Below are 15,462 nucleotides of genomic sequence, written 5' to 3'. Positions count from 1 at the left end.
AAGCCTGACAAAGCAGGCTTTCAAAGGTTAATTTTTATCGTACTGAGCTAAGTTCCAATTTTCAATAATTTGGATAATCAGCTTTGGATAACTAGGGTCTGTAGCATAACCATCAGTTGACAATGCTTGAGCAGCATCCTTGTAATTTTTAGCGGCCAAAACATCAGCAAACTGGTTAGCATTCCAAGTATTGCCATTGGCGATTGTCTTAGCGTGCGCTTTCATCGAATCTTGATAAGAATCATAAACTGCAAAGCGAGCATTCTTCGTCACCGTTTGACCGTTTTCAACTTCTTGAGTCTGCAAAACGACTGATTTACCAGCCGTAGTATCATCCGTCTTCACACCATAATAATTATTATACTTTGATGACAACGCAGAATCGTCCCAGTTTGATTCATGGATGGCCTGAGCGATTGAAATTGATGCCAAGATCCCATACTGGGATTGCAGATTCTGGCTGTATGGCGCAATCTTTTTAATAAAGGCTAAACGACGATCAAATTCTTTCTTACCACCATTTTCTGCCAGTAAAATAGCAGTTGATGCTGGAATTTTATTGGCCTTCAACTGGGCATAGTACGGCTTTAAGGTCTTATTCGTCTGTTTCAACATGGTCATGACCAAGTCTTTAGCCGACTTTTCTTTCTTGAAACGATAGATTCCTGGGTAAACGAAATCATACAAAGTTTGGTCACTCTTGGCGTTTAAGAATAACTGTGGATATTCCTTCTTAGCCTGCGCCATCAAATCACTATCACTATAGGCAGCCAATAAATCAGACTTTGATACACCAGCGGCATCAGCAATCGTTTGTGCTGTCTGATCTGCTGTCTTCGTATTTGAAATAAAGGTATAGTCAGAAGACAAGACCGGTTCAGCTCCAGAACCCTCTGTTAATTCTTGATAAATCTCAGCGATATCTTGAACCTGTGACAACGGATAAGTGCCACCCGCAATATTCTTAGCCCCATACTTATTTGCATAACTAACAAAGTAGTGACTGTTGCGGATAATCCCCTCTTTTTGTAACTGGGCACCGATTTGCTTGACGCTCGCCTTATCCTTGACTGTCACCATTGTTACCGTGGTGTCATTTGGATTCTTAGCCTGATATCCTTGGCGATTGAACCAGAAGACCCCACCTGCTGCCAATAGCAAAACGAATAGGATCATGATAATTCGGAACCGCCAACTATGTTTTTTTGTTTTCTTTGACGATTGCCGACGTTTTTCAAATTCCATTTGTAATGTTTCCAATCTTCAATCTTATTTCGCCTGGTCAACTCGATTTGTACGGGAATTTAACCAGTAACTCTTAGTATACTCCCCTTGCTAAGAAAATATAATAAAAAACATAATGAGTGCGATAACGCTGTACTCATTATGTTTTCTTTTGGCTAAGTCATTATACAATTAGGCCATCAATTCTTGCACATCACGAGCAATCATCAACTCTTCATCAGTTGGCACAACCAGTGTCTTAATCTTTGCATCGGCAGCTGAAACATCAGCCTCTTCACGGCAACCAGTGTTCTTATCCTGGTCAATCTTAATACCAAAGTACCCTAGACGGTCAACAATTTCTTCTCGAACCCAATCAGCATTTTCACCAATTCCGGCAGTAAAGACCAGGGCATCAGCACCACCCATTTCAGCAATGTACTGACCAATGTAGCGAACAACACGGTCAACAAAGATTTTAATGGCCAAGTCAGCCTGTTCATTATCCTTACGAGCAGCCAAAAGGTCACGCATGTCACTTGAGACCTGTGAAATCCCTTGCAACCCTGACTTTTTGTTCAAAATGGTCAACATTTCTTCATTTGACAAGTTTTCCTTGGTTTGAATAAAGTTCACCAAAGAAGCGTCCACATCACCTGAACGAGTCGCCATCGTCACGCCTGCCAATGGTGTGAAGCCCATTGATGTATCAAATGACTTACCACCCTTAACAGCCGTGATTGAAGCGCCGGCCCCAAGGTGCAAGGTAATCAACTTCAAGTCCTTCAAATCCTTACCTAAGATATCAGCAGCGCGGCCAGCAACGTAGCGGTGTGAAGTTCCATGAGCACCATACTTACGTGCACCATACTTTTCATAGTATTCATAAGGCAATGAATAAAGGTAGTTGACCTTTGGCATTGTCTGATGGAAAGAAGTATCAAAGACGGCAACAGAAGTTGCGTTTGGCAATAACTTTTGGAAGGCACGAATTCCCAATGCATTTGCTGGGTTGTGCAATGGTGCATAATCAGCCAATTCATCAATTTTAGCTAAGACATCATCGTTAACCAAAACAGACTTATCAAAGTATTCACCACCAGCAACAACGCGATGACCAACACCAACGATTTCGTTAAAGTCTTGAATAATATCCAACTCTGATAACTTTTCAAGCATCAAGTTAATGGCAACTTGGTGGTCCTTGATGGCAGTAACAGTCTTAAACTTAGCCTTGTCACCAGATACCTCAACGTCATCATTTTTAGCCGCTTGATCATTGGCTGCAAACTTGAACGTTACAATGGCGTCATCCATTCCAATTCGTTCAATTAACCCTTGGGCGATTACTTGCTCTTGTGGCATCTCTAAGAGCTGAAACTTCAATGAAGAACTACCGGCATTCACTGCCATAATCTTTGCCATGAAAAAAATCCACCTATCTTTATTTTTTAATTCATTTCTAACTTACTTTAGTTTACCCCAGGCTCGGATATCTTGCAAAAATTCTTGCAAGGCCTTTTGGTCCTTAACAGAGGGATACTGTCCCATCAAAACTTCTTGCTTTGGCAGCGCATTTTTCTTCCGCAAAACCAAGAAAGCTTTCGCCTGTTCCTGATTTTGAAAATACTCAGCTGGCAGTGTTAAAAAGGCCTTTAATTGAGCCTTTTTTGAGAATAATTTCAAGATAGACTCATGCCGTGACCCTGTTAATAAATCATTTGGCACAATGAGATAAATCCAGCCATCATCCTTCACTAAGTCTAATGATTTTTCAATCATCAAATAGTGAGCATAAGATTTCCCATCTTGTTCCGAAAAGGCTGTGACAAAACTTTCCGGCGCCGCTTGCGGGTAGTAACCGATTGGTAAGTCACCAATTACAACATCAGCTGGTGCGATTTTCTCTTTTGCCAAGCTAATAACATCCCCAAAAAGCAGTGTTGGATCTTCTTGCAGTGCGGTCGCTAATTCACTGGCCAAAGCAAGCTGACTCTCATCGTTATCAATGCCGGTTGAGTCGGTAGCCGAAAGGCCATGGCGACTAAAGCTTTCAACGATTGTCCATAGCAGGTTGCCGGTGCCAACGACCATGTCCGTGATACTCGTTTGTTCATTAGGGTTAGCTGTTTGGTAAATCAGCTCGCCCAAGAGATAACCAATCCCATCTGGGGTTAACTGAAGGTTAGCTGGTAACTTATCCTCTCGATCAGCTTTCAGAACCAAAAGTTGCAAGATGTTCCGTCGGTCGCTAAAAGGCAAGCTTGTCCAGTCAACTTCCTCTAACGACTGTAATGCCTTTTTAGAATCAGCAGCTAATTGGTCATGGTCGGAGCTAAGAATTTCTTTTTTATTCAGCCTCTCTAAAGCCATTACAAGGGCTACTCGATTGGTAGTTTTTTCTTGATCTTTCACCGTCATGACGGCTCGATCAATTTTTTCAAAATATGCAGGAATTTGTCGATTTATCATGGTCTTATTCTAGCCCTTTTTGCTGGTCTAGACAAGGCTAAGGGGTTAAAAGTGGCCGATAGTAATCCTGATTTTTCGAAGTAATTTTAATCTGCCTTTTCTCCGGCTCAATTACCCAAGAATCACCCTGAATTTGGCCAAATTGTTGGTTATCTTGGCAAAACAATCGTGATGCTTCAATTTGTTTCGTATCGATAGTCGTTATTTTCAGCAGCAATAATTGCGTATGCAGCTTTTGGTGAAAAATTTTTGTTTGTAAAAAAAACATCAAGCCAATGAGTGTCAATGTCAAAATGGTGGGTAACAATAAGTAAGCCGGCTGACGGTTTCGATGCTGGCGTTGTCGGTTATTGACCATCTTTTCCCTCTCTACTTACAATAGTCTGCTTGGTCTTGGGTAAAAAGAGGATTCCGCTCGCTTTCTTGTGTCCCTGAGACAAAACAGTCAAACGCTGGTAGGTTCCAAAATTTTCAACCCGTAAATCGTCAATTCCTCGTAATAAAAATACGCGACCGTTATGTGGCCCATCCAAAACTAAATAATTCTTGAAAACTCTCAACGTTACCGGCTTACCACTAGTTTTCCTCAAATGAATTTCACGAGTTTGAACTTGATCCAATTGATAGTGTTGCCGACCTAACTGGGTTAAAGCTGCCTGAACATCAGTCGATAAATCTTGTGTCTGCCCCTTCTTCCTTTGTGGCAAAATGACCATTAACGCTTCAAAGACCATTGCGGCCACCGCCAGGGCCATGATTGCTTCTACCATAGTAAAGCTACTTTGGTTATTTTTACTGGCAATGACCGTCATGATTGCCCTCTTCCTTCCGTTTTTGTGTTTGGTCAACAAAAGATTGCCATCTCTCTAATGCTTTTCTTTTTTCTTGATTGGCCACCTGATTTTGCAAAATTAATTCCTGCTGCTTTTGCTGATAATTGTGCAATGTTTCTAGTTCAAAAACGACGACACCTGTCATTAACGTCAGTGCCATGATTCCCTCAACGAGGACAAACCCTGACGATTTGCTAAACTTTCTCAAAACGATAGGTACCACCTCCAAATTGAAAAATAAGACGCCAGGTTACTTGCCCCTGAGACCAGGAAATATGACCTGGGGCCACATAGCCACTGGGCTTAATCACGACTTTTGTTGTTTGACCAATTTTGCTGTTGTCTGGATAAAAAAGCACTTCTTGACCAATCACCAAGCGGTCTGATTGAAAATTGAGAACACTTTCAATCTCTTGTGCTTGTGCTAATAGACGGGCTCGTTGAAAATAGGCAGCAAATTGCTGTTGAAAATCTTCAAAACTCTGCTGATTTTGCTTCGGTCGTAAGGCCAACCCAAGTCCGAGCAAAAGTGATACCAGACTTAGGGCAATCACGGATTCGACCAAGGTAAACGATTTAAATTTTAGCTTCATGACCTGCAATTACAATTTTCAGTGCCTTAACTTTTTCAAGCTGTTCCTTGGTCAGGTAGTTTTCCTTTGCTAAATCAGCCATTGTGACCTGTTTCTTTTCTGGGTGGTCATTAACGTACAAATCAACCTGTGTCTGTACAGTAGCGACCATTGCCTTTGCATGAGTTTGCTGCGCCTTATCGCGTTGTTGCGTTAAGTTTGGCAAAATCAGCAACATCAACAGACCGATAATAAAGAGCACAACCGTCGCTTCAATCAACGTGAATCCTTTTTGTTTCGTTAGTACTCGTCGGTTTTTAGCACGAATTGCAGCATAGCAAGCCTTTGATTGACTAATTTTACGATGGTCCCGTTTCAGCCAAAAGCGTTTATAGGGTTGACAAATAGTCTTTGGGTTACAAGCATGAATGGGCCGTACTTGATTAAACGGAAAGTTTTGATAGCGACAGCCATTTCGCGGTCTTCCTGAAAACCGAGATTGTCCCCCAATTCGAGTTTGTGCGTACTTAGCAAGGTCCAGTGTGTGCGTCATAGCGACATTCCTCCTAAATTTTTATACAGCGGTAATAGCATTGCGAGGTATAACAAAACAATAGTTAGCCCAATCAGGGCAAAAAAGAGCGGCTGAATTAGACCCAATAATTGACTAGTTTGGCGATCAAACCGTTGAAATTCGCTCTTAGCATAATAAGTCAAGTAGGTACCAAGTATCGGTCCAGTAAACCCTCTGTCTAAATAAGTTGCTAGTGACTTTTTCAAATAGCCCTGCTCATTAATCCAGCTTTGCAAAGTCTGGCCACTCTGCACGGCTTCTTGGGCCCGTTTAGCAATGGCCACAACTAAGCCATTTTTCTTAGTGGCTAAAGCAGCAAAACGGTCAATCACATTTGGCAACGTGTGTCCTGCTAACAACAAAATCCCAAGATGCTCCGCTAACAAATAAGTTAAGAGTGTCTGCACGAGTGTCCCTAAAAAGGGCACTCGAGTGAAAACTTGGATTCGTTGCAGTGGTGATAAATGCTTCAGCCAAAAAAGCAGGACAACCATCATGGCTAAAAAAAACACAAAGAAAAAGACTAAAACATGCAAAGAAAAGAGAGCAGGATTGCTGCCTGTGCCCTGCCTTCCCTCTTGCCCAGCCGACAAGGCATGAAAAATCGGATAAAGATACGTCTCCATCCCCACCACCAGGGATAGCAAAAAGACCAATAAAATCACCGGATAAGTTAAAATTTGACGGAGCCTTTGCTTATAGCGCAACACATGATCAAAGTTGCTCGCTAACGCTATCAGCGTTTGGTCAAAATTACCATGCGACTGCCCCAAATCAAGATAAATTCCAATCGAAGGAGTTAAAACCATTCCCAAACTAGTAGCTAATGGATGACCATGTTCCAACTGGCCTCGGATGGTCAATAGCCGTTTCTGCCAGCTTGGATGTGCACTCGCTAAAACATCGAGACTCAGTGATAAGGCATAACCAGATGCCGTCAACTCCCCAAGTTCGGCTAAGAAAAGAACTTGGTCACTTTCGGCAAAGCGATTTTTTCGTTTTCTACGCATCGATTAAACCTCCTGATTTTCTTGTTGATAGCGCTTTAAATTTTCTGCATAGGAGAGATGACGAATCACTTCACCCGCCCTCCAATTAACCACCCCGCAAACAACACCTAACTGACCATCTAATCCCGGGAGCAAACGCTGATAAATCGTTTTGACCAAGGCTTGATTCAGTAATTGATGGTCAAGACCGAGGTTTAACAAACGATCGAAAACAGCAAGCTCCGAATTAGCATGCAGAGTGCTTAAAACCAAATGACCGGCTAAGGCCGCTTGCAGGGCAGCCTGAGCAGTTTTAGCATCACGAATCTCACCAATCACCAATAAGTCCGGCCGATGGCGCAAAGCCACCTTAATTAAGGATTGGTAATCGATCCCAGCCTGTTCGTTAACTTGTAATTGCAAAAAGGCTGGCTGATAAATTTCAACTGGATCTTCGACTGTTAAAACGACTTTCCCTGGTGACCAAGCTGCCAACAAACGATAAAGGGTACTGATTTTGCCTGATCCAGTGGGGCCGGCGACCAGATAGAGACCCGCAGTGATTTTTTCAGTTACTAAATCTTCAAATACAGCTGGGTCAAACCAGCGATTTTGCGCTAGATTAGGATAAATTAGCCGTAAAACGGCACTCTCTTGTCCCAAAAAGTCGCCAACGGTTGAGACACGGACAAAGCCCCGGCCAAAATCAAAACGGCCCAATTGTGGACGTCGACTTTCAGCCAAATTTAAACCTGCCCGGTACTTAATCACGGCCAAAACCCGTTTCCCAAAGTCCGCTTGCATCACTGCGAGGGGTCTGACTACGCCCAGAATTTGCCCACGAACCTGATAATCATTGCCCTCTGCTGGTAAAAAATAAAAATCAGCTACCTTTTTCGTCTGACCCAGGTTAAAACGGCTTGAATCCAATCCGCGGGGTCTGCCCGTTCATGTTCTGGCCAATTGGCCATTTTCTTGATCATGGTGTCCTCCCTTCGTTGCTAGTGAATAAGACGACCAGTTCAGTAAAAAATTGCTCAACCAAAAAAGCTGTTGACGTGGCCAATTTTCCATCATTCCTTGTCCGCTCGAGCAGGTTAGGCAAGGAACCTTTTTGTAAACAAAAAAGACCGAATCCAATGAATTCGATCTTTTAGATAAACATAATTAATTCTTACTGCTTTTTGCTTGGTTCAGAGCGGCTGCAAAAGTATTTTCCAACAGAGTAGCGATGGTCATCGGACCAACACCACCTGGCACTGGCGTAATGAAAGAAGCCTTCTTTTCGGCTGAGGCAAATTCGATATCACCCGTGGTCTTCCCGTCGACGACGTTCATCCCGACATCAACCAAAACAGCACCATCTTTAATTTGGTCACCGGTAATAAAGTTGGCAATCCCAACCCCAACGACCACAATATCCGCATTTTGGAGGGAATCCAAAAGCATTTCACGTGGGGTGTAACGGTGAGCCATCGTTACCGTTGCGTTCGCGTTGTTTAACAAAGCAGCCATTGGTCGACCAAAAAGCTGAGACCGGCCAACAACAACAGCCTTCTTGCCATGTAAATCAATGTCATAATGCCTCAACAGCGTCATCACTCCTTGTGGAGTGGCAGCCACAGCGTATTCGCCAGGTTGGTCACCAAAGAGCATCCCTTGGTTGAAGGCCCCTAATCCATCAACATCCTTTTCAGGGGCGATGGCTGAGAAAACCTGTTGGTCATTGACAGTTTTTGGCAATGGCGCTTGAACCAAAATACCAGTTACACTTGGATCTGCGTTCAAATCTGCTACAATCTTTAAGACGGCTTCTGTTGTCACATCGTCAGCAACCGCAATATCCTCAGTGGCAATACCAACCTTGGCTGCTGCTCGTTGCTTCATGCCAACATAGAGACGTGATCCATCATTTTTTGGATCGAAAACAACCGCTAACTTTGGACTCAACCCCGATTCCTTGACCTTGTCCGCCAGTGCGATTTTGAGGTCCTTCGAGAGGGCCTTTCCGTCTAAAATAGTTGCCATTACGTTTCTCCTTGCTCCTGATTTTCCGAACGTTTTATTATAAAATATCTTTGTAAGACAATTTTATCAGAATAAAACCGTTTTTTGTTTACAGAAAGGTAATTTTTTTCATGTCTGACAACCGTATTTCTTGGGATCAATACTTTATCGCACAAGCCGCCATCCTGTCGACCCGGTCAACTTGCACTAGACGTCACGTTGGCGCCATCCTTGTTAAGGACCATCGCATTATCGCCTCTGGCTACAACGGGGCCGTTTCTGGCACCCCTCACTGTACGGAAGTTGGTGACTATGTCGTCGATGGTCACTGTATCAGAGCCGTTCATGCCGAGCAAAACGCCTTAATGCAGGCCGCCTCGATGGGCATTGCCGTTGAAGGATCAGAAGTCTATGTCACCGATGTTCCCTGCGTGCAGTGTACAAAACTCTTGCTTCAAGCCGGCATTAAAAAGATTAACTTCATGCGCGACTATCACAATGACGAATTTGCCGAGTCCCTCTTAGAAGAAAAAAATGTTGCCTTAGTCCAAGTCCCCTTTGAAGAACAGACAGCTGAGCAAATTAACCTCACTCAATTTATTCAAGACTAGACCCAAGAAAAAGCCAGGAGTACTCTTGGCTTTTTTGCTATACTGAGAAGGATAATTTTTTATTAAAGGGGACTAATCATGAGTCAAAACGAACAAACATACCTCGATATGGCGGCTAAAATTTTAAACGAAGGCCACTACAAGGATGATCGAACTGGGACCGGAACCTATTCAATCTTTGGAACACAGATGCGCTTTGACCTCCAGGAAGGATTTCCTCTTTTAACCACTAAAAAAGTTTTCTTCAAGCTGATCAAATCAGAATTGCTCTGGTTCTTGCGCGGTGATAATAACATCCGCTTCTTGTTGCAAAACAATAACCATATCTGGGACGAATGGGCCTTTAAAAACTGGATTGAGTCTGACGAGTACAGCGGACCGGACATGACTGATTTTGGCTTGCGGTCACAAACCGATTCCCAGTTCAATGCTCTCTACCAGGAACAAAAGGACATCTTCGTCGACAAAATCTTAAACGATGATGATTTTATGGAAAAGTACGGTTATATCGGTGAAGTTTACGGTAAGCTCTGGCGGTCATGGGCTTCAGTTTTGCCCGAAGGTGGTACCACAGACCAAGTCAGCAACTTAATCGACCAAATCAAGAACAATCCGAACTCTCGGCGTTTAATTTTGTCTGCCTGGAATGCAGAAACAACTCCCCAGGCACCATTACCTTCCTGCCATGTCTTATCCCAGTACTACGTCAGCGATGGTAAGCTCTCCGCACAACTTTACCAACGCTCAGGTGACTTTTTCTTAGGCGTTCCCTTCAATATCGCTTCTTACTCGCTGTTGATTCACATGATTGCTGCTCAAACTGGTCTGGAAGTTGGTGACTTCGTCCACACCATCGGCGACACACATATCTACAAGAACCACATCGACCAAGTCAAAGAACAAATTAGTCGACCAATGCATCCATTGCCAAAGCTTTGGCTGAACCCTGAGGTCAAGTCAATCTTTGATTACACCATGGATGATATTAAAATTTTGGATTATGAATCAGAACCGGCTATCCGTGGTGCGGTTGCGGTTTAAGCCAAGCTAAGCACTTTCAATTATTAGAAAACAAAACGGCAGTGACCATCAAAAGCAGATGGTCACTGCCGTTTTTATTGTTCTTTAGGGCTGCACTGATTTTTCATCACGCTTTTCACGGGCAATATCCCGGTCCATAATTTTTTTCAAATACTTTGCCGTATAAGATTCGGTATTTTTCGCAACCTTTTCCGGTGTCCCAGTGACCAGAATCTTACCACCACCGGCACCGCCCTCTGGACCCAAATCAATCAACCAGTCAGCTGATTTTATTACGTCCAAGTTGTGCTCGATAACAACGACCGTATTGCCGGCATCAACCAAACGGTTCAAAACCGTTAGCAATCGAGCAATGTCATCGGTATGCAAGCCAGTTGTTGGTTCATCTAAGATATAAATCGTCTTCCCGTTTGTCCTTCGGTGTAATTCGGAAGCCAGCTTCATTCGCTGCGCCTCACCACCTGATAGGGTTGTTGCGGACTGACCTAATTTTACATAGCCCAAACCAACATCATTAATTGTTTGCAAACGGCGCGCAATTTTTGGAATTGGTGCAAAGAAATCGAGGGCTTCCTTAGCGGTCATATCCAAAACTTGAGAAATCGTCTTATCCTTATAAGTAACTTCCAAGGTTTCAGAATTGTAACGAGTACCACCACAGACCTCACAGGCTACGTAAACATCAGGTAAAAAGTTCATCTCAATCTTGATGACTCCATCACCACGACAGTTTTCACAACGGCCACCCTTCGTATTAAAAGAAAACCGTCCCTTAGAATAGCCACGGAGTTTAGCCTCATTTGTCTGGGCAAACAACTCGCGAATATCGTCAAAAACACCTGTATAAGTGGCAGGGTTTGACCGTGGCGTTCGACCGATTGGCGATTGGTCGATATCAACTACTTGTTCGAGGTTTTCAATTCCTTCAACCGAGCGGTAAGCACCAGGCTTATTTGAATTCTTGTTGAGTTTTTGCTTCAAAACCCGTTTTAAAATGGTATTGACGAGTGTCGACTTGCCCGATCCAGAAACCCCCGTTACGGCCACAAACTTGCCCAGTGGGAACTTCGCCGTAATGTTTTTCAGGTTATTTTCCTTTGCTCCTCGAATGACAATTTCTGCTCCATTACCCTTCCGACGAGACTTTGGTACTGGAATATACCGCTTCCCCGAAAGGTACTGACCCGTCAAAGATTTTGGATTCTGCATGACCTCGGTCGGTGTTCCAGCAGCCATAATTTGGCCACCAAGTGACCCAGCACCAGGGCCGACATCAATGAGGTAGTCGGCCGCCTCCATGGTATCCTCGTCGTGTTCCACGACAACCAACGTATTGCCCAAATCACGCATTGACTTCATTGATGCTAAGAGCTTGTCATTATCGCGCTGGTGCAAACCAATCGATGGCTCATCCAAAACATAAAGAACCCCAGATAGGTTGGATCCAATTTGTGTTGCTAAACGAATTCGCTGAGATTCACCACCAGACAATGTCGCTGCAGAACGAGATAGCGTCAAATAATCAAGGCCAACCGACCGCAAAAAGCCAAGTCGATCTTGAATTTCTTTTAAAATTGGTTGAGCAATTTCCTGGTCCTGGGGGCCAAAGGTTAAATTAGCAAAGTATGCTAGCTCTTCATCAACTGGCAAATTAGTGACATCACCAATATTGCGACCCCCAACCTTAATCGACAAGGCCGCCGGATTTAACCGGTATCCATGACATGCTGGACAGGTTAATCGCGTCATGTACTGGGCCATTTGGTCACGAGTAAAGTCAGAGTTGGTTTCCTTATACCGCCGGGAAACGTTATTCATCACCCCTTCGAAAACCTGATCAGCATCACGAACGCCACCAAAATCGTTTTGAAAATGGAAATGGAATTCTTTTTCACCCGAACCATATAAAATCAGGTCTTGGTCCTTCTTTGATAAGTCCATGAAGGGCACATTTTGGTCAATTCCAAATTGTTCACAGAACTGTTCCAACAATGCAGGATAGTAATTGGAAGAAATTGGGTTCCAAGGCGCCAGAGCGCCCTGTTTCAGCGTCAAGGTATCATCAGGCACAACGAGGTCTAAATCAACCTCCTGGGTTGCCCCCAGTCCCTGACAAACTGGGCAAGCTCCCATTGGTGCGTTGAAAGAAAAGAGTCGCGGTTCCAACCGGCCAACCTTAAAATCTTTCAGGTCACCCAAATAGTGGTCTGAGAACCTCAATGGCGCGGGAACCTCCTCATCACCACGGCCAACTGGTTCCAAAACGACTAATCCCCCCGCTAGGTTCGTCGCTGCTTCAATTGAATCAAAAAGGCGCGACCGAGCATCAGCCCGCAACACAATTCGATCCACCAAAACATCAATATCATGGAAGCGGTTGCGTTCCAAAGCAAGGTCATCAACTGTATCAAGTTCGACAATTTCACCATCAATGCGAGCCCGTAAATAACCCTGCTTTTGCATCTGAGCAAAGGCCTTTTCATGGGTGCCCTTCTTGTGTTTAATAATCGGTGCAAAAACCTGCAGACGGGTCCCCTCAGGTAACGCTTTTTGAGCGTATTCGACCATTTGATCGATCGAATGGAGAATTTTCGTCCCATCCTTTGGATCGTCAGGTTTCCCTACTCGAGCAAACAACAGGCGGAAGTAATCCGAAATCTCGGTTACTGTCCCAACCGTTGACCGTGGATTATTCGAAGTTGTCTTTTGATCAATGGAAATGGCCGGTGAGAGGCCGTCAATCGAGTCAACATCAGGCTTATCCATCTGTCCCAAAAATTGCCGGGCGTAGGCGGACAATGATTCCACGTAGCGTCGTTGCCCCTCGGCATAGAGGGTATCAAAAGCTAGAGAGGACTTTCCTGATCCCGATAGGCCAGTCACAACCGTGAGGGATTCCTTGGGAATATCAACATCAATATTTTTTAAGTTATGGGCACGAGCCCCGCGAATTTCAATTTTATCTTTCGCCATAAAATCCTCTTTCATGGTCAAACGAGCCAAAACCCGCTTGGCAAGTTCACCCCTGTTTTATCACAGCGGTGACTAGAGACCAACCCTTTACCGGCCGGCCCGTTTCCTCAATTTCATAATATTATCGCGAATTTTAGCAGCAGTCTCAAAGTCTAAGCCCTTGGCTGCAGCCTTCATTTGGCTAGTTAGGTTTTCCAAAATTTCAGTCTGGTCTGACTTTGGCAAATCAGCAAAGTCAACTTGGGTCAAGTCAACGTCTTCAACTTCTTCAGCCGCCTTGCTTGCACTAATTAAGTCGCGAATTTCTTTTTTAATTGTTTGTGGCGTGATGCCATGTTCCTTGTTATAAGCCATCTGAATGTCACGACGACGAGCCGTTTCATCCATCGCCTCCTGCATCGCCCTTGTCACCTTATCGGCATACATAATCACGTGGCCGTTTGCATTTCGTGCAGCCCGACCAATTGTTTGAATCAACGAGCGAGGATTACGCAAGAAACCTTCTTTATCAGCATCCAAAATGGCTACCAAAGAGGTTTCGGGGACATCAATTCCTTCACGTAACAAGTTAATACCGACGAGCACATCGTACTTTCCCAAACGCAAATCACGGATAATGGCCGTTCGTTCAAGCGTCTTAATATCGGAATGCAGGTAAGCTACTTTAATACCAACGTCCTTCAAATAGTCCGTCAAATCCTCTGACATCCGCTTTGTCAGCGTTGTAATAAAGACGCGCTCATTGCGTTCTACCCGCAGGTTAATTTCACCGACTAAGTCGTCGATCTGCCCCATCACTGGGCGGACTTCAATCTCCGGATCGAGCAAGCCGGTTGGCCGGATAATTTGCTCAACAATGTCACGTTTGGGTACCCGAGAAAGTTCGTAATCACCTGGCGTGGCCGACATATAAATGATTTGATTAACATGTTTTTCAAACTCTGGTAATTGCAGAGGACGGTTATCTAATGCTGAAGGGAGACGGAAACCATAATCAACCAAAGTTTGCTTTCGAGCACGGTCACCATTGTACATTCCGCGCACCTGTGGCATCGTCACGTGACTTTCATCGACAACAAGCAAAAAATCATCGGGAAAGAAGTCAAGAAGGGTAAATGGTGGTTCCCCTTCTTTGCGTCCGTCCATCCAGCGCGAATAATTTTCAATTCCAGAAGTAAAGCCCATTTCATTCAACATGGCGAGGTCATATTCGGTTCGTTGCTTAATCCTTTGGGCTTCAAGAAGTTTTCCTGCTTTTTCAAATTTCTTGACCTGGTCTTCCATTTCCTGGCGAATACCAATCAGGGCTGCCTTCATCCGTTCATCATCAGTCATAAAGTGTTTAGCCGGAAAAATCGCCACATGGTCGCGTTCAGAAACAACTTGACCCGTCAAGGCTGAGATTTGTCGAATGCGGTCAATTTCATCGCCAAAGAACTCAACTCGCATGGCCAGCTCATCCTGGGAGGCCGGGAAAATTTCAATCACATCGCCGCGCACCCGGAAAGTTCCACGCTGAAAGTCAATATCGTTTCGGGTAAATTGAATGTCAACCAGGTCGCGCATCAATTGATTGCGACCATATTCGTTACCGACCCGCAAGGAAATCACGTGGTTTTGGTACTGGTGCGGGTCACCCAAACCAAAGATTGACGAGACTGAAGCAACAACAATCGTATCATTACGCTCAAAAAGTGAAGCCGTTGCCGAATTGCGCAATTGGTCAATTTCGTCATTAATCGCGGAATCCTTCTCAATAAAGGTATCTGAAGAAGGGACATAAGCCTCTGGCTGGTAGTAATCATAATAAGAAACAAAGTATTCAACCGCATTATGTGGGAAGAATTCCTTTAATTCTGAATAGAGCTGACCAGCCAGGGTCTTGTTGTGTGACAGGACCAAGGTGGGCTTATTGTTTTGAGCAATCACATTGGAAATTGTAAATGTTTTCCCAGTTCCCGTTGCCCCGAGCAAAATTTGCTCCTTGACGCCATTTTTTAAACCCTTCACGAGTTTATCAATCGCTTTCGGCTGATCACCAGTCGGTTGGTACTTTGAAACGACTTCAAAGCTTTGATCTTTTTGCGGTGTAATCAAGATAAATCCTCCTCGCCTGGTAAAAAAATCATTCAGGAATATTATAACAAATATAACAAAAAACGAACA

15 protein-coding genes are annotated in these 15,462 nt (G+C 44.1%); 2 read left to right on the top strand and 13 right to left on the bottom strand.

The features are described 5' to 3' along the window. Positions 1-27: 27 nt before the first annotated feature. The 11 genes from M3M36_RS05585 to M3M36_RS05535 form a co-directional block, all read right to left on the bottom strand. Positions 28-1,245, bottom strand: coding sequence for a glycoside hydrolase family 73 protein (locus M3M36_RS05585; RefSeq protein WP_252773601.1), 1,218 nt, complete (start codon positions 1,243-1,245; stop codon positions 28-30). A gap of 171 nt (positions 1,246-1,416) precedes the next feature. Beyond that, positions 1,417-2,649, bottom strand: a complete 1,233-nt coding sequence (locus tag M3M36_RS05580) for an acetate/propionate family kinase (protein ID WP_252773600.1) — start codon at positions 2,647-2,649, stop codon at positions 1,417-1,419. A 42-nt stretch (positions 2,650-2,691) separates the two neighbouring features. Then, positions 2,692-3,696: a class I SAM-dependent methyltransferase gene (locus tag M3M36_RS05575; protein WP_252773599.1), complete on the bottom strand. Its 1,005-nt coding sequence runs from the start codon at positions 3,694-3,696 to the stop codon at positions 2,692-2,694. 37 nt (positions 3,697-3,733) lie between these two features. Next, complete coding sequence (locus M3M36_RS05570) at positions 3,734-4,054, bottom strand: hypothetical protein (RefSeq protein ID WP_252773598.1); 321 nt, start codon at positions 4,052-4,054, stop codon at positions 3,734-3,736. After that, complete coding sequence (locus tag M3M36_RS05565) at positions 4,044-4,508, bottom strand: hypothetical protein (RefSeq protein WP_252773597.1); 465 nt, start codon at positions 4,506-4,508, stop codon at positions 4,044-4,046. Before M3M36_RS05565 ends, M3M36_RS05570 begins: the two co-directional genes overlap by 11 nt. Beyond that, positions 4,489-4,689: a hypothetical protein gene (locus tag M3M36_RS05560; RefSeq protein ID WP_252773596.1), complete on the bottom strand. Its 201-nt coding sequence runs from the start codon at positions 4,687-4,689 to the stop codon at positions 4,489-4,491. The genes M3M36_RS05565 and M3M36_RS05560 overlap by 20 nt, the downstream gene beginning before the upstream one ends. Positions 4,690-4,723: 34 nt before the next feature. After that, on the bottom strand, positions 4,724-5,122 hold the full coding sequence (locus tag M3M36_RS05555; protein WP_252773595.1) for a hypothetical protein: 399 nt from the start codon (positions 5,120-5,122) through the stop codon (positions 4,724-4,726). Then, on the bottom strand, positions 5,106-5,429 hold the full coding sequence (comGC, locus tag M3M36_RS05550; RefSeq protein WP_252774427.1) for a competence type IV pilus major pilin ComGC: 324 nt from the start codon (positions 5,427-5,429) through the stop codon (positions 5,106-5,108). Before comGC ends, M3M36_RS05555 begins: the two co-directional genes overlap by 17 nt. 221 nt (positions 5,430-5,650) lie before the next feature. Next, positions 5,651-6,685 carry a type II secretion system F family protein gene (locus M3M36_RS05545; protein WP_252773594.1) on the bottom strand — a complete coding sequence of 345 codons (1,035 nt, stop codon included), beginning with the start codon at positions 6,683-6,685 and terminating at the stop codon, positions 5,651-5,653. Positions 6,686-6,688: 3 nt separating this feature from the next. Further along, positions 6,689-7,594, bottom strand: coding sequence for an ATPase, T2SS/T4P/T4SS family (locus tag M3M36_RS05540; RefSeq protein ID WP_252773593.1), 906 nt, complete (start codon positions 7,592-7,594; stop codon positions 6,689-6,691). A gap of 237 nt (positions 7,595-7,831) precedes the next feature. Beyond that, positions 7,832-8,692 (bottom strand): bifunctional 5,10-methylenetetrahydrofolate dehydrogenase/5,10-methenyltetrahydrofolate cyclohydrolase, encoded by an 861-nt coding sequence (locus M3M36_RS05535; protein ID WP_252773592.1) that lies wholly within the window; start codon positions 8,690-8,692, stop codon positions 7,832-7,834. 110 nt (positions 8,693-8,802) lie between these two features. Here M3M36_RS05535 and M3M36_RS05530 point away from each other — a divergent pair, with 110 nt between their 5' ends. Both M3M36_RS05530 and M3M36_RS05525 read left to right on the top strand, forming a co-directional pair. Next, positions 8,803-9,282, top strand: a complete 480-nt coding sequence (locus M3M36_RS05530) for a deoxycytidylate deaminase (protein ID WP_252773591.1) — start codon at positions 8,803-8,805, stop codon at positions 9,280-9,282. A 78-nt stretch (positions 9,283-9,360) separates the two neighbouring features. After that, the gene (locus M3M36_RS05525) at positions 9,361-10,323 is read left to right on the top strand and encodes a thymidylate synthase (protein WP_252773590.1); all 963 of its coding nucleotides are present in this window, start codon (positions 9,361-9,363) and stop codon (positions 10,321-10,323) included. 84 nt (positions 10,324-10,407) lie between these two features. On the opposite strand, the gene uvrA is transcribed toward M3M36_RS05525, so the two are convergent. Continuing rightward, positions 10,408-13,296, bottom strand: coding sequence for an excinuclease ABC subunit UvrA (gene uvrA, locus M3M36_RS05520; protein ID WP_252773589.1), 2,889 nt, complete (start codon positions 13,294-13,296; stop codon positions 10,408-10,410). An 87-nt stretch (positions 13,297-13,383) separates the two neighbouring features. After that, positions 13,384-15,393 (bottom strand): excinuclease ABC subunit UvrB, encoded by a 2,010-nt coding sequence (gene uvrB / locus M3M36_RS05515; protein ID WP_252773588.1) that lies wholly within the window; start codon positions 15,391-15,393, stop codon positions 13,384-13,386. Positions 15,394-15,462: the final 69 nt, after the last annotated feature.

The organism is Fructobacillus americanaquae, from assembly GCF_024029775.1.
Taxonomy (GTDB): Bacteria; Bacillota; Bacilli; order Lactobacillales; family Lactobacillaceae; genus Fructobacillus; species Fructobacillus americanaquae.
Note: the sequence above shows the minus strand (reverse complement) of the source record. Positions and strands in the feature narration are given on the sequence as shown.